This is a genomic window from Streptomyces sp. NRRL S-495, from assembly GCF_000966955.1.
In the GTDB taxonomy this organism is placed as follows: domain Bacteria; phylum Actinomycetota; class Actinomycetes; order Streptomycetales; family Streptomycetaceae; genus Kitasatospora; species Kitasatospora purpeofusca.
Map to the genome: position 1 here is coordinate 1 of NZ_JZWY01000077.1, position 19,193 is coordinate 19,193.

16 protein-coding genes and 1 tRNA gene are annotated in these 19,193 nt (G+C 71.7%); 9 read left to right on the plus strand and 8 right to left on the minus strand.

Annotated elements, in window-relative coordinates:
* Positions 1-226: TerD family protein (locus tag VR45_RS05475; protein ID WP_045938530.1), on the plus strand; the 226-nt coding region annotated here is incomplete at its 5' end.
* Between the two features lie 109 nt (positions 227-335).
* Positions 336-1,442: a DUF475 domain-containing protein gene (locus VR45_RS05480; protein WP_045938531.1), complete on the plus strand. Its 1,107-nt coding sequence runs from the start codon at positions 336-338 to the stop codon at positions 1,440-1,442.
* A gap of 93 nt (positions 1,443-1,535) precedes the next feature.
* Here VR45_RS05480 and VR45_RS05485 read toward each other — a convergent pair whose 3' ends face one another.
* A complete protein-coding gene (locus tag VR45_RS05485; protein ID WP_045938532.1) occupies positions 1,536-2,678 on the minus strand; it encodes a DUF2637 domain-containing protein in 1,143 nt (380 codons plus the stop codon).
* 334 nt (positions 2,679-3,012) lie between these two features.
* Here VR45_RS05485 and VR45_RS05490 point away from each other — a divergent pair, with 334 nt between their 5' ends.
* A complete protein-coding gene (locus VR45_RS05490; protein ID WP_045938533.1) occupies positions 3,013-3,741 on the plus strand; it encodes a Tellurium resistance in 729 nt (242 codons plus the stop codon).
* Between the two features lie 77 nt (positions 3,742-3,818).
* On the opposite strand, the gene VR45_RS05495 is transcribed toward VR45_RS05490, so the two are convergent.
* The gene (locus tag VR45_RS05495) at positions 3,819-4,952 is read right to left on the minus strand and encodes a TerD family protein (protein ID WP_045938534.1); all 1,134 of its coding nucleotides are present in this window, start codon (positions 4,950-4,952) and stop codon (positions 3,819-3,821) included.
* Between the two features lie 331 nt (positions 4,953-5,283).
* Here VR45_RS05495 and VR45_RS05500 point away from each other — a divergent pair, with 331 nt between their 5' ends.
* The 3 genes from VR45_RS05500 to VR45_RS05510 all read left to right on the plus strand — a co-directional run bounded on the left by VR45_RS05500 (position 5,284) and on the right by VR45_RS05510 (position 10,115).
* Positions 5,284-6,543, plus strand: coding sequence for an HpcH/HpaI aldolase/citrate lyase family protein (locus VR45_RS05500; RefSeq protein ID WP_045938535.1), 1,260 nt, complete (start codon positions 5,284-5,286; stop codon positions 6,541-6,543).
* Between the two features lie 216 nt (positions 6,544-6,759).
* Positions 6,760-9,210: a phosphoribosyltransferase gene (locus VR45_RS05505; RefSeq protein WP_045938555.1), complete on the plus strand. Its 2,451-nt coding sequence runs from the start codon at positions 6,760-6,762 to the stop codon at positions 9,208-9,210.
* A gap of 5 nt (positions 9,211-9,215) precedes the next feature.
* The gene (locus VR45_RS05510) at positions 9,216-10,115 is read left to right on the plus strand and encodes a hypothetical protein (RefSeq protein WP_045938536.1); all 900 of its coding nucleotides are present in this window, start codon (positions 9,216-9,218) and stop codon (positions 10,113-10,115) included.
* A gap of 20 nt (positions 10,116-10,135) precedes the next feature.
* On the opposite strand, the gene VR45_RS05515 is transcribed toward VR45_RS05510, so the two are convergent.
* On the minus strand, positions 10,136-10,363 hold the full coding sequence (locus tag VR45_RS05515) for a zinc ribbon domain-containing protein (protein WP_045938537.1): 228 nt from the start codon (positions 10,361-10,363) through the stop codon (positions 10,136-10,138).
* Between the two features lie 77 nt (positions 10,364-10,440).
* Positions 10,441-11,787, minus strand: coding sequence for a hypothetical protein (locus tag VR45_RS05520; protein WP_045938538.1), 1,347 nt, complete (start codon positions 11,785-11,787; stop codon positions 10,441-10,443).
* Between the two features lie 161 nt (positions 11,788-11,948).
* On the opposite strand from VR45_RS05520, the gene VR45_RS05525 reads away from it, so the two are divergent.
* Positions 11,949-12,020, plus strand: a tRNA-Val gene (locus VR45_RS05525).
* Positions 12,021-12,085: 65 nt separating this feature from the next.
* Here VR45_RS05525 and VR45_RS05530 read toward each other — a convergent pair.
* The 4 genes from VR45_RS05530 to VR45_RS05545 form a co-directional block, all read right to left on the minus strand.
* Positions 12,086-12,832, minus strand: coding sequence for a hypothetical protein (locus VR45_RS05530; protein ID WP_159394118.1), 747 nt, complete (start codon positions 12,830-12,832; stop codon positions 12,086-12,088).
* A gap of 259 nt (positions 12,833-13,091) precedes the next feature.
* The gene (locus VR45_RS05535) at positions 13,092-14,234 is read right to left on the minus strand and encodes a site-specific integrase (protein WP_045938540.1); all 1,143 of its coding nucleotides are present in this window, start codon (positions 14,232-14,234) and stop codon (positions 13,092-13,094) included.
* Positions 14,234-14,404 carry an excisionase family DNA-binding protein gene (locus VR45_RS45375; protein WP_199925905.1) on the minus strand — a complete coding sequence of 57 codons (171 nt, stop codon included), beginning with the start codon at positions 14,402-14,404 and terminating at the stop codon, positions 14,234-14,236. Before VR45_RS45375 ends, VR45_RS05535 begins: the two co-directional genes overlap by 1 nt.
* Before the next feature lie 674 nt (positions 14,405-15,078).
* Positions 15,079-15,663 (minus strand): nuclease-related domain-containing protein, encoded by a 585-nt coding sequence (locus VR45_RS05545; RefSeq protein WP_052708856.1) that lies wholly within the window; start codon positions 15,661-15,663, stop codon positions 15,079-15,081.
* A gap of 535 nt (positions 15,664-16,198) precedes the next feature.
* Between VR45_RS05545 and VR45_RS05550 the strand changes: the two genes are divergently transcribed.
* Together VR45_RS05550 and VR45_RS05555 are read left to right on the plus strand one after the other, a co-directional pair.
* Complete coding sequence (locus tag VR45_RS05550; protein WP_045938542.1) at positions 16,199-16,549, plus strand: MmcQ/YjbR family DNA-binding protein; 351 nt, start codon at positions 16,199-16,201, stop codon at positions 16,547-16,549.
* Between the two features lie 101 nt (positions 16,550-16,650).
* Positions 16,651-19,149: an ATP-dependent Clp protease ATP-binding subunit gene (locus VR45_RS05555; protein ID WP_045938557.1), complete on the plus strand. Its 2,499-nt coding sequence runs from the start codon at positions 16,651-16,653 to the stop codon at positions 19,147-19,149.
* The last annotated feature ends 44 nt before the right edge of the window (positions 19,150-19,193 follow it).

The following is a 19,193-nucleotide window of genomic DNA, read 5'->3' on the forward strand; positions in this document are numbered from 1 at the left end:
GCAGAACTTCGGCCAGGTCCGCAACGCCTACATCCGGGTGGTCAACTCGGTGGACGGTCAGGAGATCGCCCGCTACGACCTCAGCGAGGACGCGTCCAGCGAGACCGCGATGATCTTCGGCGAGCTGTACCGGTACGCCGGTGAGTGGAAGTTCCGCGCGGTGGGCCAGGGTTATGCCTCGGGCCTGCGGGGCATTGCCCTCGATTTCGGCGTAAACGTACAGTAAAGGCCCTCATCGCTGTGATCGTTCCGTTCGGCGCTCCGGCGCGTCCGGACGCAATCCCGGCGAACGTCGACCTCGTCGACGCCATGAACCCGAAAGGTAACCAAGTCCCGTGTTCCTCCGCACATTCGGCTGGTCATTCGCGATCACCATTCTCGGGCTGATCGCCGCCGGCCTGCTCTGGGGAGCCGAGGGATTCGGCATCGTGCTGATCCTCTCCATCCTGGAGATCTCCCTCTCGTTCGACAACGCGGTGGTCAACGCCACGGTGTTGAAGCGGATGAACCCGTACTGGCAGAAGATCTTCCTCACCGTCGGCGTGCTGATCGCCGTCTTCGGTATGCGGCTGATCTTCCCGCTGCTGGTCGTCGGCCTCACCGCGCACCTCAACCCGGCCACGGTCATCGACCTCGCGCTGCACAGCGACAAGACCTACGAGGGCCTCACCTACGGCCAGTACCTGGAAGCGGCCAACCCGGCCATCGCGGCCTTCGGCGGCGTCTTCCTGCTGATGATCTTCCTCGACTTCATCTTCGAGGAGAAGGACTACAACTGGCTGGCCTGGATCGAGCGCCCGCTGGAGAAGGTCGGCAAGCTGGAGGCCTTCTCCACCGTCGTAGCCCTGGTCACCCTGCTGCTGGCGGCCAACTTCTTCGCCGGTGACCACGCCGAGACGGTCCTGCTCGCCGGTGTGCTCGGCCTCGTCACCTACCTCTCGGTGAACGGCCTCTCCTCGGTCTTCGAGGCGGGCCTGGAGGAGGAGGCCGAGAAGGAGGAGGCGCAGGAGAAGACCGGCAAGTCCATCGTGCAGGTGGGCGGCAAGGCCGCGTTCTTCCTCTTCATGTACCTCGAGGTGCTGGACGCCTCGTTCTCCTTCGACGGCGTCGTCGGCGCGTTCGCCATCTCCAGCGACATCTTCCAGATCACCCTGGGCCTCGGCATCGGCGCGATGTACATCCGCTCGCTGACCGTCTTCCTGGTCCGCAAGGGCACCCTGGACGACTACGTCTACCTGGAGCACGGCGCGCACTACGCGATCGGCGCGCTCGCGGTGATCCTGATGGTCGGCATCGAGTACCACATCCCGGAGATCGTCACCGGCCTGATCGGCGTCGCCTTCATCGGGCTCGCGCTCGGCTCGTCGGTCCTGCGCAACCGCCGGGAGGCCGCCGAGGGCGGGGGCGACGGGGACCGGGAACTGGTGGGCAGCGACAGCTAGGGCTGTCCTGCCGGTCCCCCCGGTAAACGCCGAACGGCCGTTCCTCCCGAGTGGGGAACGGCCGTTCGGCGTTCTGCGTGCGGTTCCCGCTGCTCAGCCGAGCTGCTGCTCGATGGCGCGCAGCTTGCGCTCCAGGGAGTCGAGCTTGGGCATCGACAGGGTGTCGTCGTCCGGCGTCAGGTCGACCGTCGAGCGGTAGGCGGAGGACGAGGCCGACGAGGACGAGAGCGACGAGGAGAACGAGGAGGAGGACGAGCCGGAGACCGACTCGGAGCCGCGCGAGCGGCGGGTCTCCAGGGCGCTCAGCGGCGCGGAGTCCAGCAGCGAGCCGGAGGTGCGGGAGGAGAAGGCGTCCACCTCAACGGCTAGGGCAGGCTCCGTAGCGCTCGGGCCGTCTCCGGCAGCGGCGAGGGCGGGCACCTGGCGGCCGCTGCGGTTGCGGGACAGCATGCCGCCCGACTGGCGGGAGATCGCCTTCAGCTCGGCACGCTCGCGGCGGTCGGCGCTGCGGGCCCGCACCTTGGCGTCCAGCTTCGCCTGACGCTCCTCGCGCACCTCGTCGACGGCCTCGTCCAGGCTGCGGACGTTCTCCAGCAGCATCAGCGACCAGGCGGCGTAGGTCTCGCGGGGCGCGCGCAGCCAGCGGACGATGCGGATCTGCGGCAGCGGGCGCGGGACGAGGCCCTGCTCGCGCAGCGCGGCCTTGCGGGTCTGCTTCAGCGCGCGGTCGAACAGGATCGCGGCCGAGATCGACATGCCGGAGAAGAACTCGGGGGCGCCGTCGTGGGACATGCCGCGCGGGGCGTGCACCCAGTTGAACCAGGCCGAGGCGACCGCGAACACCCAGACCAGCAGGCGGGAGCCGAGGGCCGCGTCACCGTGGCTGGCCTCGCGGACGGCGAGCACCGAGCAGAACATCGCGGCGCCGTCCAGGCCGAACGGGACCAGGTACTCCCAGCCGTTCGAGAGGCCCAGGTTCTCCTTGCCGAAACCGACCAGGCCGTGGAAGGAGAGCGCGGCCGCGACGCCGGCGCAGCAGAACAGCAGGACGTAGGAGGAGATCCCGTAGACCATCTCCTTGCGTCGGCGGCGTTCCTCGCTGCGCTCCCAGGAGTCGCTGGAGTCGTCCTTCCGGTTGTTGTTCTTGAAGCGCAGCGTCGCCACCAGGATGGCGGTGAACAGCAGGGCTACACCGCCGATGACGGTCCAGACCAGCTGTATGGAGGTCAGGTTCATTGCGGGTCGGGCCTCGGGTTTCCGCAGGGGACAAAGGTCTCAAGTGCGACACGATGATCAGGATCCGTCCCCGGGACCGGGCCTGACGAAGCGTCGTCGTCGGACGGGTGCGCCGACGCGCCCGGGGGACACCTGTGCGGCTAGACGATATCGCGTCCGAAGTGGCCGCATGGTACGGGAGGTGAGCTTCACCCCGCCAATCGACCCGCCGGTGTCCGGCCGGTGTCCGGCGGGCGGCGGCGGGTAGGGGACTTCGGGTACCCGCGGGCGGGCTGATGCCCGATCATGGAGCGGCGGACCGTCAGAACGGCTGGCGCGGCTGGGGGAGGACGGCATGGCCTCGATTTGGGAGTACCTGCGCGGAGAGCGGAACGCCCTCGACACGGGTGGCCAGTTCAAGGTCACCCTGACCAAGTCCTCGCCGCACCACGCGATCACCGGTGCGGCGGCGACCACCGGCTACCTCTACGTCAATCTGCACTGGACCACCCGGATAGGAGCCCCGAGGGCGAGCGCCAGGGACTCCCTGCGGCGGGTGTTCAGCCCGCGCATCCTCAGCCCGATGGAGCCGGACTCCAGCCAGAACGCCCAGGTCAACGTGGACCTCGACCTGGCCTGCATGTACGAGCTGTCCGACGGCAAGCGGGGCGTGGTGCAGCCGCTGGGCGGCTTCTTCGGGGACCTCCAGCACCCGCCGTACATCAAGCTCAGCGGCGACGACCAGTACGGGGCGCCGTCCGGCGAGACGATGTACGTCAACCTGGAGAAGAAGGACCAGTTCAAGCGGCTGCTGATCTTCGTGTACATCTACGACGGCACGCCGGCCTTCGAGCAGACCAACGCGGTGGTGACGATCGTGCCGCAGTCCGGGCCGCGGATCGAGGTCCATCTGGAGGAGCGGGCGTCGGCGGCCCGCTCCTGTGCGGTGGTGCTGATCGAGAACACCGGTGACAACACGCTCACGGTGCGGCGCGAGGTGCGGTACGTGAACGGGTTCCAGGCGGACATCGACCGGCTGTACGGCTTCGGGATGCAGTGGCAGCGCGGTTACAAGGCGGAGTGAGGCCGGGGGCTCCGGCTCCTCGGGGTGTGTGGGCTCGGCGGTGTACGGGCTCGGTGGTGTACGGGTGGGCGTGCGGCTCAGCGTGGCTGGAACTGCGGGCCCTGCGGGGGCAGCGCGAACTCCTCGGCGGGCGGGGTCGGCTGCTGCGGGACGGGCGGCTGGGCCTGCGCCTGGGCAGCCTGCTGGCCCTGTTGCGGTGGCTGCGGCGCGGTGTTCGGCGGCGGGTAGCCGTAGCCCGGCTGCTGCTGGGGCGGGTAGCCGTAGCCGGGAGCGGGCGCCGGGGGCTGCTGCTGGGGGTAGCCGTACCCCGGGCGCGGGGCCGGCGGCGGGTAGCCGTAGCCGCCCTGCTGCGGCGACTGCGGTGACTGCGGTGCGGTGTTCGGCGGCGGGTAGCCGTACCCGGGCCGTCCGGCCGGCGGCGCGGTCGGGGCGGGCGGGAGGTTCGGCGGCACCGTCGGCGGCTTGGGCGGCGGCGGGGGCGTGTTGGCCGGGACGCCGGTCGGCGCCTGTGCACCACCGGCCTGCGCGGCGGCGGACTGCGGGACGGCCGGAGCCAGGGTGAAGGTGCCCGGCTCGGGGCGGCCGGCCGGCCGGGGGTCGGGCAGGGCGGCCCGGGGGTCGCCGACGGGCGGGCCGGCGGCGGCCCTGGCCTGTGTGTCGCCCTCGTCCTCGACGGTGATGCCGAAATCGGTGGCCAGTCCGATCAGCCCGGACGCGTAGCCCTGGCCGACCGCGCGGAACTTCCAGGCGCCGGCCCGGCGGTAGAGCTCGCCCGCGACCAGCGCGGTCACCTCGTCCCCGTCGGCCATCGCGAACTCGGCCAGCGCGGGCACGCCGTCCCCGGCGGCGGCGTCGAACAGCAGCAGGCGCAGCCCGCTCACCGCCCGGAACGTGCCGCCCTCGGAGGAACCGGCCAGCACCACCCGGTCCACGTCGGCCGGCAGCTTGCCGAGCTCGGCCTCGACGGTGTCGGTGATCTCGCTGCCGTCGGCGGTCTGCTGCTTGGGCAGGTGGCGCACCAGGCCGGACGGGTGGCGCGGCTGGTTGTAGAAGACGAAGTCGGCGTCCGAGCGGACCTTGCCGCCCGGGCCGAGCAGCAGCGCGGAGGCGTCCACGTCCGGCGCACCGGGCGTGGCGCTCCAGCGCAGCACGGCGCGGACAGCCGCCACCGGCAGTGCGATGTTGGCGCCCTTGGCCATCACGTGCGTCATAGCCGACCATCCTGCCTGTTCGCCACCCCTTCGGACAACGTGACCGGAGGAGGCGTTGTGGGGGGACTTTGCCAACGCTTGCGCTTTGTGAAGTGGAAGGTAACCTTCCGAGAATTCGATGTTTCGGAACCCTCCACGACCCGGCACCGTCCGTACGATGGGCGGGCGGGGGGCTCCTGGCCGGACAACGGTGACCGGACGGGGCCGGACCGGGAACCACCACGGCCGTCGAGCCGGTTGAACCGGGTGCTGGACCGAGTGTCGCCACCGTCCCTCCCCGTCCTTCCCCGCCTCCGCCGGACCGGCGGCCGAACCTCCTGAGGAGAGCACCTTGCGCCACTTCGGCCACCTCGCGGACGACGTCCGCGACCGGCTCTTTCTCAGCGCTCCCGGGGAGTTCACCGCCGACAGCGCGGCGGCCGTGCTCGCCACCGCGCTGGGCGCCACCCTCTACAGCCCGGCCACCCGCACCACCCTGCGCACGGACATCCGCAAGCAGGCCGCGCAGGGCGTCGTCTCGATGGTGCTCTGCCTGGAGGACGCCATCGCCGACCACGAGGTCCCGGACGCCGAGGCCAACCTGGTGGCCCGGCTCGGCGAGCTCTGGGCGGAGGTCACGGAGAGTGCCGGGTCCGGCGTCACGGAGGGTGTCGGGTCCGCTGTGACGGAGGGTGTTGACCCGGATGGAATCTCCACCGGTTGCACACAGGATCTTCCCCTCCTCTTCGTCAGGGTGCGGACCCCCGCGCAGCTGACCGACCTCGCCGGCCGGCTCGGACCCGCGATCGGGCTGCTCACCGGCTTCGTCCTGCCGAAGTTCACCGAGGACACCGGCGGCGACTTCCTGGAGGCGCTCGCCGCCGCCGAGGCCGCCACCGGGCGCCGGCTGTTCGCGATGCCCGTCCTGGAATCGCCCGAACTCGCCCACCTGGAGACCCGCCGCGACCAGCTCTTCGGCATAGCCAGGCTGCTCGACAAGCACCGCGAGCGCGTCCTCGCCGTCCGCCTCGGCGTCACCGACCTCTGCTCCGCGTACGGCCTGCGCCGCTCGCCCGACCTGACCGCGTACGACGTGGCACTGGTCGCCTCGGTGATCGGCGACGTGGTGAACGTGCTCGGCCGCGCCGACGGCACCGGGTTCACCGTCACCGGCCCGGTCTGGGAGTACTTCCCGGTCCAGGAGCGGATGTTCAAGCCGCAGCTGCGCCGCACCCCGTTCGCGGAGGCCGAGCCCTCGCGCGAGGCCGTCCGCCGCCGGATCATCGAGCACGACCTGGACGGGCTCATCCGCGAGATAGAACTCGACCGCGCCAACGGCCTGTTGGGCAAGACCTGCATCCACCCCAGCCATGTGCCCGCCGTCCACGCGCTCTCCGTCGTCACGCACGAGGAGTACAGCGACGCCCACGACATCCTCCAGCAGGAGCGCGGCGGGGGCGGGGTGCTGCGCTCGGCGTACACCAACAAGATGAACGAGGCGAAGCCCCACCGGGCCTGGGCGGAGCGGGTGTTGCTGCGCGCCGAGGTGTTCGGGGTGGCCCGGGAGGACGTCAGCTTCGCGGAGCTGCTCTCGGCCTGCCTCTGCCGTTGAACCGCTGAGCCTTTGAGCCGCTCGCTCGGCCCGTCAACCTTGCCCACCGCACCACCGCAAAGACCGAAGACAGGACCCGTAGTGACAGCAGCGCAGCAGGACCGGACCACTGGGGCCGACGGGACGGACGGGACCCTCGGCCCCGTCGGGGGCGTCGGCTCCTTCGGGGCGAGCGCCGAGGGGCCCGCGGGAGCGGGGGAGTGGACCGGGCGCTGGGTGGCCGAGCGGGCGGGCGTCACACTGACCGGCTCCGAGCGCCTCCCCGAGCTGGTCGGCCTCGCCCTGCGGGAGAACCGCAAGCGGGCCCACCTGCTGGTGTCCACCGTGCTCGGCAAGCACGTCCCGCAGCAGCCCGCGGTGGTGCACGGCGCCGGACTGGAGCTCGGCCGCCGGGTCCGCGACCTGCTCGACCCGCTCGGCGGCGAGGCCGTCGCCCGCGCCGTCGTCCTCGGCTACGCGGAGACCGCCACCGGCCTCGGCCACAGCGTCGCCGACGGCCTGGACGCCCCCTACCTGCACTCCACCCGTCGCCCGGTGCCCGGCCTCACCCCGGTCGGCGGCTTCGAGGAGGAGCACTCGCACGCCACCTCCCACCTGCTGCTGCCCGCGGACCCCCGGCTGCTCGCCGGTGACGGCCCGCTGGTCCTGGTGGACGACGAGTTCTCCACCGGCACCACCGTGCTCAACACCATCCGCGAGCTGCACGCCAACCACCCGCGCGAGCACTACGTGGTGGTCGCGCTGGTCGACCTGCGCGGCCCGGCCGACCGGCGGCGGCTCGCCGACACCGCGGCCGAACTCGGCGTCCGGCTGGACCTGGTGGCGCTGGCCGACGGCGGCGTCGAACTGCCCGCCGACGTCCTGGACCGGGCCGAGCGGCTGATCGCCGAGGCCGGTCCCGCGCCCGAGCCGCCGGCCGCCCCGGCCGCCCCGCTGGTGCGGGTCGACCTGGACTGGCCGGCCGGGCTGCCCGACGGCGGGCGGCACGGGTTCACCCGGGAGCACCGGGCGCGACTGGAGGCGGCGCTGCCCGGTCTGGCCGAGCGGCTGGCGGCGGCGGTCGACCCCGATGGCGCTGTCGGTGCCGACCGTGCGCGGGTGCTGGTGCTCGGCTTCGAGGAGCTGATGTACGCGCCGCTGCGGCTGGCCGACGCCCTCGCCGAGCGGCTGCCCGGCGGCACCGACCGGGTCCACTACTCCACCACCACCCGCTCGCCCGTCCTCGCCGTCGACGACCCCGGCTACGCCATCCGCACCCGGCTGGCCTTCCCCGCCCACGACGACCCGGCCGACGACTCCTCGCGCGAGCGCTACGCCTACAACGTCGCCCCCGGCACCGACCCGGCCCGCCGCTTCGGCACCGTGGTGCTGGTGGTCGACGACACCGCCGACACCCCCGCCCTGCACGAGGGCGAGCGCGCCCTGCTCGGCCAGCTGCGCCGGGTCACCGACCGGGTGGTGCTCGCCGTCCTGCCGTCCCACCGGCCGACCGCCCCCGCCACCCCGGCGGCTCCGGCACGTCCGCTGTACGGCCCCGAGTTCTCCTCCTACCGCGCCGACGAGGTGGCCTGGCTGCTCAAGGACCTCACCGGCGTCGACCTGGAGGCGCCCACCGAGGAGCGCGAGGAGGCCGTGCAGAGCGGCGGCGCCCACTACGCCGAGTCGCTGCCGGTCGAGTACCAGCCGAGCCCCGAGTACCAGGAGCTGTTCCACCAGGCGCTGCGGGTCTCCGCCCGGCGGATCGCGCTCGCCGTCGGCACCGTCGCCGAGACGCTGCTGCGCGAGCGCGGCCCCGGCCTGGTGCTCGCCTCGCTGGCCCGCGCCGGGACGCCGGTCGGCATCCTGATCCGCCGCTGGCTCGCCGCCGGACACGGCCTCGACGCCCCGCACTACGCCGTCTCGATCGTCCGCGGCCGCGGCATCGACCCGGCCGCGCTGCGCTACCTCGACGCCCACCACCGGGCCGCCGACGTGGTGTTCGTCGACGGCTGGACCGGCAAGGGCGCGATCACCCGCGAACTCGCCGAGGCCCTCGCCGGGACCGGCTTCGACCCCGACCTCGCCGTCCTCGCCGACCCCGGCCGCTGCGTGCGCACCTTCGGCACCCGGGACGACTTCCTGATCCCCTCCGCCTGCCTCAACTCGACCGTCTCCGGCCTGGTCTCGCGCACCGTGCTGCGCTCCGACCTGATCGGCCCCGATGACTTCCACGGCGCCAAGCACTACACCGAGCTGGCCGGCGCCGACGTCTCCGGCGCCTTCCTGGACACCGTCGCCGACCACTTCGCCGACGTCCGGGCCGAGGCCCTCGCGGCGGCCGAGCGGTTCCTCGCCCCCGAGCACGCCGAGGAGCGCGCCCCCGACTGGGCCGGCTGGGCCGCCGTCGAGCGGATCAGCGCCGAGTACGGCATCGACAGCGTCAACCTGGTCAAGCCCGGCGTCGGCGAGACCACCCGGGTCATGCTGCGCCGCGTCCCCTGGCGGGTGCTCGCCCGCCGCGGCGCCGGCGCCGACCTCGACCATGTCCGGCTGCTCGCCGCCCAGCGGGGAGTGCCGGTCGAGGAGGTGGACGACCTGCCGTACTCCTGCGTCGGCCTCATCCACCCCCGCTACACCCGGGGGGCGACCGGCGCCTCCGGCACGGCCGTCCTCACCAAGGAGTCCTGAGCCCGATGAGTGGTCACGCACGCCCGGACGGCGGATCCGCCGCCGCACCGCGCTTCGTCGTCGCGAGCGACCTCGACCGCACCCTGATCTACTCCAACCGGGCCCTCGCCCTGGACGTGCCGGACCGGCTCGCGCCGCGCCTGCTCTCCGTCGAGGTGCACGACGGCAAGGCGCTGTCCTTCATGACCGAGCAGGCCGCCGCGCTGCTCGTCGAACTCGCCCGCGAGGCCGTGCTCGTCCCCGCCACCACCCGCACCCGGGCCCAGTACGAGCGGGTCAACCTGCCCGGCCCGACGCCCGGTTGGGTCCCGCCCTACGCGATCTGCGCCAACGGCGGCCGGCTGCTCGTCGACGGCGTGCCGGACGAGGACTGGCAGACCGAGATGGCCGGCCGGCTGGCCGAGGGGGCGGCTCCGCTGGCGGAGGTGGTCGAGCACCTGGCGCTCTGCGCCGACCCCGAGTGGACCCACAAGCGGCGGGTGGCCGACGAGCTGTTCGCCTACCTGGTCGTCGAGCGCGCCGAACTGCCGGCGGGCTGGATCGCCGAACTCACCGGCTGGTGCGCCGAACGCGGCTGGACCGTCTCGCTCCAGGGCCGCAAGGTGTACGCGGTGCCGGCGCCGCTCAGCAAGAGCGCGGCGCTGGCGGAGGTCGTCCGCCGGGTCGGCCCGTCCACGGTGCTGTCGGCCGGCGACTCGCTGCTCGACGCCGATCTGCTGCTCGCCGCCGACACCGCCTGGCGCCCCGGCCACGGCGAACTGGCCGACACCGGCTGGACGGCCCCCGGGGTCACCGCCCTCGACGAGATCGGCGTCGCGGCGGGCGAGGAGATCGCCCGCCGCTTCCTGTCCCGGGTCCGGGGCGAGGTCGGGACTCCGGTCCCCACTCCGGCCCTCGGCGCCTAGCTTCCGGCTAGGGAGTCCGGCTAGCCGCAGCAGCCGCCGCCGCAGCACCCCCCGCCGCCACCGGCCGACGGGGCCTGCTGCGGCGCGGCGCCGCCGGAGGCCGCACCGGTCACGGCGACGGTCGACAGCAGCTTCACGGTGTCCGGGTGCCCCTGCGGGCAGACGGCGGGGTCGTTGGCCTGCGCCATCGCGCGGCGGAGCTCGAACGTGGCGCCGCAGGAGCGGCAGCGGAAGTCATAACGAGGCATACCCGCCAGCGTATCCGGGCCACCGGCACCCGCTCCCGCTTCCGCTCCTACTTCTGCTTCTTCTTGTGCCCCGGGTCCTACTTCTGTCCGCCGAGCTCGCCGCGGATCAGCTCCACCACGTTCGCCGCCGACTCCCGCACCGCCGCCAACTCGGTCAGGAACCGCCAGTAGTCCGGGTGCCGCCCGGCCGCCTCCAGCTCGGCCACCGCGCGGTCCAGCCGGGCCACCGCAGCGTCCAACGGCGCGGCGTGCCGCGGATCCGGCGCGTGCCGCCCGGCCATCGCCAGCCGCTGGGCGTCCCGCAGCGCGAACCGGGCCCGCTCGACCTCCTTGTTCGGGTCGATCTGCACCTCGTTCAGCTGTCGCAGCCGCTCGTTCACCGCGACCACCGACCCGTCCGCCGTGTCCAGCAGCGCGCGCACCGTGCCCAGCGCCCCCGTGGCATCCGCCCACCGCTGCTCGTCCCGGGCCCGCGCCGCCTCGGCCAACTTGACCTCGGCGGCCCGCCCGGCCTCCGCCACCTGGTCCGGCACCCGCTGGAGGTCCTGCCAGCACGCGGCGGAGAACCGTCGGCGCAGCTCGCTCAGCGCCGGCGGCACCGTGCCGGCCTTGGTCTCCAGCGCCTGGATCCTGGTCCGCAGACTGGCCACCCGCCGGTCGATCTCCCGGGCCCGCTCCGGCAGGTGCCCGACCTCCGCCGCGATCGCCTCCGCGCGCTCCTTCACCCGCTCCGCGCGCTCCAGCGTGTCCGGCACCCCGTGCCGGGCCACCCCCTCGTTCAGCCGCCCCAGCTCCGGCGCCAACTCGGCCAGCCGCGCCGCCGGCCCGTCCGCCCGCAGCCCGGCGCCGCGCGCCACGTCCAGCGCGTTACTGGCGTCCAGCAGCGCCCGCTTGGCCTGCTCCACCGCCGGGGCCACCCGCATCAGCTGCGACTCGGCCCGCTCCAGCGTCGGCTGCAGCCTGCGCAGGAAGTCGTTCAGCTCCGACAGCGCCGAACCGAGCTGGCCCTTCACATCGTCCAACTGGTGCTTGGCCCGCGCGGCCGCACCGGACTCCAGCTCCTCCGCGTCCAGGTCGTGCGCGTCCAGGGCGGACAGGTAGTTCACGGTCACCTGGTCGACCCGGCCCGAGATCGCCTCGAAGTCCGCGACCGCCCGCCGGGCCGTCGCACTGTCCCCGACGGAACGCACCGTCTCCACCGCCAGCCGCACCTCGCGCTGGGTCGAGTCGACGTCGTAGAACGCCTGCTGCGCCGCATCCCTGGCCGCCCGGGCGTCCGCCCGCATGCCGTCACCGCCGCGCCGCCCCCACCAGCCCCCGCCGGCCCCGAACGACGCCGCCGCCGCGGCCCCCAACGCCCCCGCGACCACCACCGGCAGCACCAGCGCCTCGGCCCCCCCCCCGCCTCCGCCGGCCACCCTCACTGCGCGCTCCCTGGTTCCCGACCGCTGGTCCACCACCATTCTTCCCGATCACCCCCCGGACCCGGCACCCCACCCGCCCCACCACCTGCACCACACCACCCCCCGGGACCAGGTACCCTAGGCACTCGTCGTGCGCCCCACCCCGGGACCCGCCCGACCGGGGGCGCGTAGCTCAGTGGTAGAGCGCTGCTCTTACAAAGCAGATGTCGGCGGTTCGAAACCGTCCGCGCCCACAGCGGAGAAGGGCCAGTTCGGAGGCAGGATCCTCCCGAACTGGCCCTTGATCGTTTCTGTGCTCCTACCCGTCCCGTGCCACCCCTGTGCCAGATACCTCCGGTGCAGGCCCTTGCTCACCGGGGGCCTGGCGTACGGTGTCGCCCGGAAGGGTATCTGAGCCCTGCGGCCTGAGCCGTTGCTCCCAGATCTCCTCCAACGTCTCGGCGACGGCACCGAGCCGTTGAAGGGCTTCTTCGGCCATGGCGTCGTCGAAGGTCCACGGGCAATGCTTGGCATCGTCATCCTCATCGTCGGCAATGAGCTGATGCGCGAATGCGTTCCGCCGAACTCTTAGCCACGAGATGTGCTCGGCGAACTCCGCCAGATCGCCCTCCCCTTGCCAACGTGCAGCCAGCACGTCGGCCTTTCGGGCCAGTCCAGCCTTGCGAAACCGGCGGTCCGTGGGTTCACGCAGCATCTCGTTCATGAGCGCTTCAAGGGCTGCGGCGGCTGACACGATGATGATCCCAGCGCCGATCTGCCGAGTGTCAGTGTCAAGGACGAGCAGGGAGTCATCGAGCACCATGTCGCTCTCGGCTTCCCAACCTGGGACTCTGCGCTCACCGCTCCTTCGGAGGGTCGACAACGCCGTCGTCTCCTGGTCGACGGCTTCTCCGACCTTCCTGCGCAGCCATGCGAGAGATGCCAGGTGCTGCTCGAAGACGATGAACTCCACACGGCCGTGCCGGCTGAAGAAAAATGGTTCGCTGTGCTCAAGTACGTACTGATCGACCACACTCTCGTGCTGTTCAGATGCCGCTTCGACCACTTGTACGTCCCCTCCCCGAGCTTTGTGGTCGTTCAGCTTCCCACGGCCTGATGCAAAGACGGGCTCATTTTCGATGCGGGGTGTGGTTCTTCGTTTGACGCCATCTCTTGGTCCACCAGAGAAGGGCTGGGAAGTTGGGCGGTGGTTCGAACCGTCTGTGCCTGCCCACGCGATGGGCCAGCTCGGAGGCAGGATCCTCCCGAACTGGCCCTTGATCGTTTTTGAGCTCCTACTTGTCCCGCGCCACCATTCGCGTGCCTTATATCCCCAGTTTTGCCCTGAAGTCCCCGAGCGCCTGGCGGACGGCTTCGCCCATCCGATCGGCGATGGCCCGGTCCCGGTCGCTGGTCATGTGCTGGTAGATGAGCGCGGCCCGTGTGCTGCTGTGGCCCATCCTGGTCATGAGCTCCCGGGTGCTGGCCCCGTTCTGCGAGGCGAGCGTGTTGCCCGTGTGCCGCAGGTCGTGGAAGTGGGCATCTTCACTCACCCCGGCCGCGGTGCGGGCCCGGATCCAGCCGTCCCGGAAGTTGCTCCGGCGGAGCTTGCCGCCGCGGGGTCCGATGAACAGGTGGCCGTCGGGGCCGGGGCCGGCATAGCGGTCGAGGTGGTGGGCCAGGTCGTCGACGATCTCGGCGGGGAAGGCTACCGGTCGGAAGCCCGCGCGGCTCTTGGGTGCCTTGTCGTAGAGGCGTCCGCTGTTCAGCTCCGCCTGGTTGCGCTGCACCCGGACGAGTCGGTTCGCCAGGTCGACGTCCCGGCGGCGGAGCGCGGCGAGCTCGCCGAAGCGGAGCGTGGTGAAGGCGGTCAGCAGGACCAGGGCCCGCCAGCGCGGTCCGATCGCGTCGGCGACGGCGAACACCTCGGTGACGGAGAGGACGGGCCGCTCCGGCACGTCGTAGGTGTCGGCGCCCTTGATCCGGCACGGATTGCGCTGGATCAACTCGTCGTCGAGGGCAGTGTTCATGATGGCCCGCAGCAGCTGGTACGCCTTGACCACCGAGGGCTCGCCGGCCCCGTCCTCCAGCAGCGCGGAGCGCCAGGACCGTACCCGTGCCGGGGTGATCTCGGCGAGCGTCCGGTGGCCCAGGCCGGGCTGGATGTACTGGCGCAGGGTGATCGCGTACCGCTCGCGGGTGCTCTCCTCCAGCTTGCGGTCCCGGAGCCAGGTGGCGGCGAAGTCGCCGAGCTTGGCCTTCCCGGCGTCGGGGTCGGTCCACTTGTCGCGCTTGATGTCCGCCTCGATGAGCGTGAGCGCGATCTCGGCATCGGTCTTGGTCGGGTAGGTCTCCTCCCCGTTGCGCATCAGCCCGGTGACCGGGTCCGGGTAGCGGATCTGCCAGCGTCCGGAGGGCAGTTGGCGGAGCGATCCGAAGCGCCGGCGGTTCCCCTTGGTGTTGGTCATCAGGCGGCCCTCCGCAGCTGACGGGTCCGGCTGACCGGCTGGACCGTGCGGGCGGCGATGTACTCGGCGACGGCCGACGCCGGGATGCGGACGTGGCGTCCGACCTTCACGAAGGCGATGCGCTGATCGGCGACGCCCCGGCGATCACGGAGGTCCGGCTGCCGCCGCACCCGGTCCTTGACGGCCCTTTCCGTGCTCCACTGTTCCAGTGGGCTGACACTCAGCTCTACCGGCCAAATCGCTCTGTTGCCCGCGTGCAGACGTGAGAGACTGTGAGGGTCGCTGAGTTGAGCCCGGCACTGCTGTCGGGCCTTGCACTGCTGACACTCGTTGCGTTCGTCCTCCGGCTCTCCTCCAACCAAATTGCGTTGACTGTGGCGCGGGCGAGGGGAGACCAGATGAACACTGTGAAGGCTTATGTTCGGCGTTGGTGGCAGTCTCTCCGGACTGTCATCGCTGGTTCCAGCGAGTCCATCATCGGCAGCATCATCTTCGCTATCTTGACGGGTGCAGTAGTGGCGGGCTGAGCCCAGCGGCAAGCGCGTCACTTTTCCAACTGACGTTCAAGGACAGACCGTAAGCCTCAGTACGTCGTCGGGTCTGATGTCTAGTTGCAGTGGGCCCGTACGCCAGCGAACAACGGCGAACGCTTGCGACTTCCTCGAGCGGGTCAGCCGGTGCGCCGCACCAGGTCGACGTGGGGTAGACGAAGGCTTACAAAGCAGATGTCGGCGGTTCGAAACCGTCCGCGCCCACAGCGGAGAAGGGCCAGTTCGGAGGCAGGATCCTCCCGAACTGGCCCTTGATCGTTTCTGGCGTCCCAATCGCCTCCCGGCCGGGTGGCTCAACCGGTACGGCGACCGAACTGGGCCCAGACGCTTCGGCGACGCGCGACGTCGAAGACGGCCGCTGCGCGGTGGGCTTCGAGAATCGGAGGGCGGGAGGCGAGGACGCCCGCGATCCGGGTGCCGTCGACCACATCGACGGCGGGGTTTCCCTTGTGGGTCAGTGTTCGGGCGCCCACGACGGCGATGACCGGGTGCACCGGGACCGCGAGGCCGCACCAGCGGTGCAGGAGTTCGGCGGTCCTGCTGCCTTCGAGGCTGGACTTCTCGATGTACGGGTAGCTGTTGCGGTTGACGGTGATCCGCTTGTCCCCGACCCAGACCGTGGCGTCGGGGTGGTGCTTGGTGTTCACCGTGAACACTCCGGGCGGCCCGATCACCATGTGGTCGATGTCCGCACCGCTCGGGAGCGGGACGGCGTGCAGCACGTACCAGCCGTGGGCCCGCAGGCCGTCGAGCAGCCCGCCGACGAACCTCTCCCCGTCGAGTCCCTTGCTCAGCTCCGAGCGGGTGAGGTCGTCGCCGGAGAGTTTGGCCGCCACGCGGACCAGCCATGTCCGCTTGCTCTGATCGGCCTGGATCATGCCTCGGACGCCTTCTCCGGGACGGTTTGAGGCGAGGTCGTCGTCGACCGTGAACGGCGCCAGGGCGGGCAGCACCGCCGGTGGGGAGGTGGGGCGAGGGGGTACGGGCGGCGAGGCGGGTGGCGAGGCTGGCGGTGAGAACTTGTGGACCACGGTCAGCGGTGGGATCGCCCAACCGCAGGTCCGGCACCACTCCCTGACCTTGTCGAGCGCCGACGATTCATGGGCGCCATCGGTGATCGTGACGACCCCGGTTCGGCAGTCCAGCCACGCGACCGCCTGGCCACGGGGACCGGCCAGGTTGACGTACAGCCGATCCTTGTCCGCCCGTCGCCACGGTTTGACCGTCAGTTCCGCCACGTTGCCCCCTCCGCTCCGGCGCTGACACGAGATCAGCACGAGGCGCGCACTCTGACAAGAAGGCCATCGGTCGAGCAGGACCGGCCGCTCGCCGACGCTGCTGCCTTCGCCCCGCGCAGGCGCGGAGCGTACGGTTTCGTGATCGGCCTACGGGGTCGGAGGGAAGGGGACGCGGATGGTGGCGGAGGAGTTGTTCGAGGTTGCTTCGGGGTTGCCGGGGGTGACGGACGACGAGGCGTTCGGGCCTGGGGTGACGGTGTTGAAGGTGGTGGGGAAGGTGTTCGCGGTGCTGGGGGAGGAGCGGGTGACGCTGAAGTGTGAGCCGGGGCTGGCGGTGCACCTGAGGGGGCAGTACGCGGCGGTGGGGCCCGGGTATCACATGAACAAGCGGCACTGGATCACGGTCGTGCTGGATTCGACCGTCCCGGACGAGGAGTTGCGGGAGATGGTGGAGCACTCCTGGGAGCGGGTGGTGGCGGGGATGCCGAGGGCGGCGCGGGAGCGGTTGTCGCTGCAGCGGGGCTGACGGGAGACGAGGTCAGCCGGGTGCTGTGGTCGGGAGGCGGGGTGGGGTGGGGTGTGTTTGGGTGGGCGCACAACGCTTGGGAGAGGTGATCCTCCGTGACCATGCCGCCGTTCGGGTCGAACGACCCGTTTTCGGATCTGCTCAGCCGGTTCTTCGGGATGAGCCCGTTGGCCTCGCCGCCCGCGGTGCAGCGGGTGCCGATCGGGCGGTTGTTGAGTGAGTCGGCGCAGGAGTTGCTCGCGGCGGCTGCTCGGCGGGCGGCCGAGGGTGGGGGGAGTGATCTCGACACCGGGCATCTGATGTGGGCGGCCACCCGGGTGGATCCGTCGCGGCGGATGCTGGAGCGGGCGGGGGTGGATCCGGACCGGTTGGCGGGGGATCTGGACAAGGCGCTGCCGTCCGGGGTGCAGGCGTCGGGGGAGGAGGGGCGGCCGGGGCTGACGCCGGCGGCCAAGCGGGCGCTGTTGGCGGCGCACGCGCGGTCGCAGGCGGCGGGGGCCTCGTACATCGGGCCGGAGCACATCCTCGGCGCGCTGCTGGAGGAGGAGCGGTCGGGGGCGGGGGCGGCGGTGCGCAACGCGGCGCCGTCGCAGGACGCGCTGCGCACGGTGCTGGACGGGCGGGGCGCGGCCGGTGGCAGCGGTGGTGGGCAGCCGAGTGCGACGCCGACGCTGGACGAGTACGGGCGCGACCTCACCGAGGAGGCGCGGGCGGGCCGGCTGGACGCGGTCGTCGGTCGGGCCCAGGAGATCGAGCAGACCGTCGAGATCCTGTCCCGCCGGACCAAGAACAACCCGGTGCTGATCGGTGAGCCGGGGGTCGGCAAGACGGCGATCGTGGAGGGGCTGGCGCAGCGGATCGTGTCGGGGGACGTGCCGCAGATCCTCAAGGACAAGCGGGTCGTCACGCTCGACCTGACCGCGCTGGTGGCCGGTTCCAAGTACCGGGGCGAGTTCGAGGAGCGGTTGAAGAACGTGATCGACGAGGTCACGGCGGCCGAGCAGAGCGTGATCCTGTTCCTCGACGAGCTGCACACCGTGGTCGGCGCGGGCGGCGGGGGAGAGGGCTCGATGGACGCGGGCAACATCCTGAAGCCGGCCCTGGCCCGCGGTGAGTTGAGCGTGGTCGGGGCGACCACCCTGGACGAGTACCGCCGGTACGTGGAGAAGGACGCCGCGCTGGAGCGCCGCTTCCAGCCGGTGCTGGTGCCCGAGCCGACGGTGGAGGAGACGGTCGAGATCCTCCGGGGCCTGCGCGACGCCTACGAGGCGCACCACCAGGTGCGGTTCACGGACGAGGCGCTGGACGCGGCGGCGACCCTGTCGGACCGCTACGTCAGCGACCGCTTCCTGCCGGACAAGGCGATCGACCTGCTGGACCAGGCCGGTGCGCGGGTGCGGCTGCGCGGCCTGGGCGGTTCCACGGTCGCGATGCCGGTGCGGGACCGGATCACCAAGCTGCGCCGGGAGTTGGAGGAGGCGGTGGCGGACGAGGAGTTCGTCCGGGCCGCCAATCTGAAGACCGAGCTGCGGCAGACCGAGGACGAGCTGGCGGCGGTCGCCGAGGCCCGCGAGGAGGTCGTCGCGGTCACCGCGGACGACATCGCGCAGGTGCTCTCGGGCCGGACCGGGATCCCGGTCGCCGAGCTGAACGCGACCGAGCGGGAGCGGCTGCTCCGGCTGGAGGAGCACCTGCACGAGAAGGTGATCGGGCAGGACCGGGCGGTCACCGCGGTGGCCCAGGCGGTCCGTCGCGGCAGGGCCGGGATGGGCGATCCGGACCGCCCGACCGGATCCTTCCTGTTCCTCGGCCCGACCGGTGTCGGCAAGACCGAGCTGGCCAAGGCGCTGGCCGCGCTGCTGTTCGGCGACCCGGACCGGATGATCCGCTTCGACATGAGCGAGTTCCAGGAGAAGCACACCGTCTCCCGGCTGGTCGGCTCCCCGCCCGGGTACGTCGGCTACGACGAGGCCGGCCAGCTCACCGAGGCGGTCCGCCGCAAGCCGTACAGTGTGCTGCTCTTCGACGAGGTGGAGAAGGCCCACCCGGACGTCTTCAACCTGCTGCTCCAGGTGCTGGACGACGGCCGGCTGACGGACGCCCAGGGGCGTACGGTCGACTTCCGCAACACCGTGCTGATCATGACGAGCAACATCGGCTCTCAGCGGATCCTCGACCACGCGGGCGATGTCGACGAGATCCGCGACGACCTGATGCGGGACCTGCGCTCGCAGTTCCGGCCGGAGTTCCTCAACCGGATCGACGAGGTGATCGTCTTCCACGCGCTCACCCGCAAGGACCTGCTGCAGGTGGTGGACCTGATGCTGGACCGCACCCGGCGCCGGTTGAAGGCCCAGGACGTCGACCTGGAGGTGACCGACGAGGCCAAGGAACTGCTGGTGAACCTCGGCTACCAGCCGGCGTTCGGGGCCCGGCCGCTGCGCCGCACCATCCAGCAGGAGCTGGACAACCGGATCTCGGACCTGCTGCTGGACGGCACGGTCCGGGAGGGGGACACGCTGGTCGCGGAGGTGTCGGACGGGCAGCTGACGGTGACGCTGGCGCGTCCTGAGCCGGTGGCGGAGGGCGAACCGGAGTAGCGGAGGAGGCGCGCCGGGGGGACGGACACCCCGGCGCGCGCCGC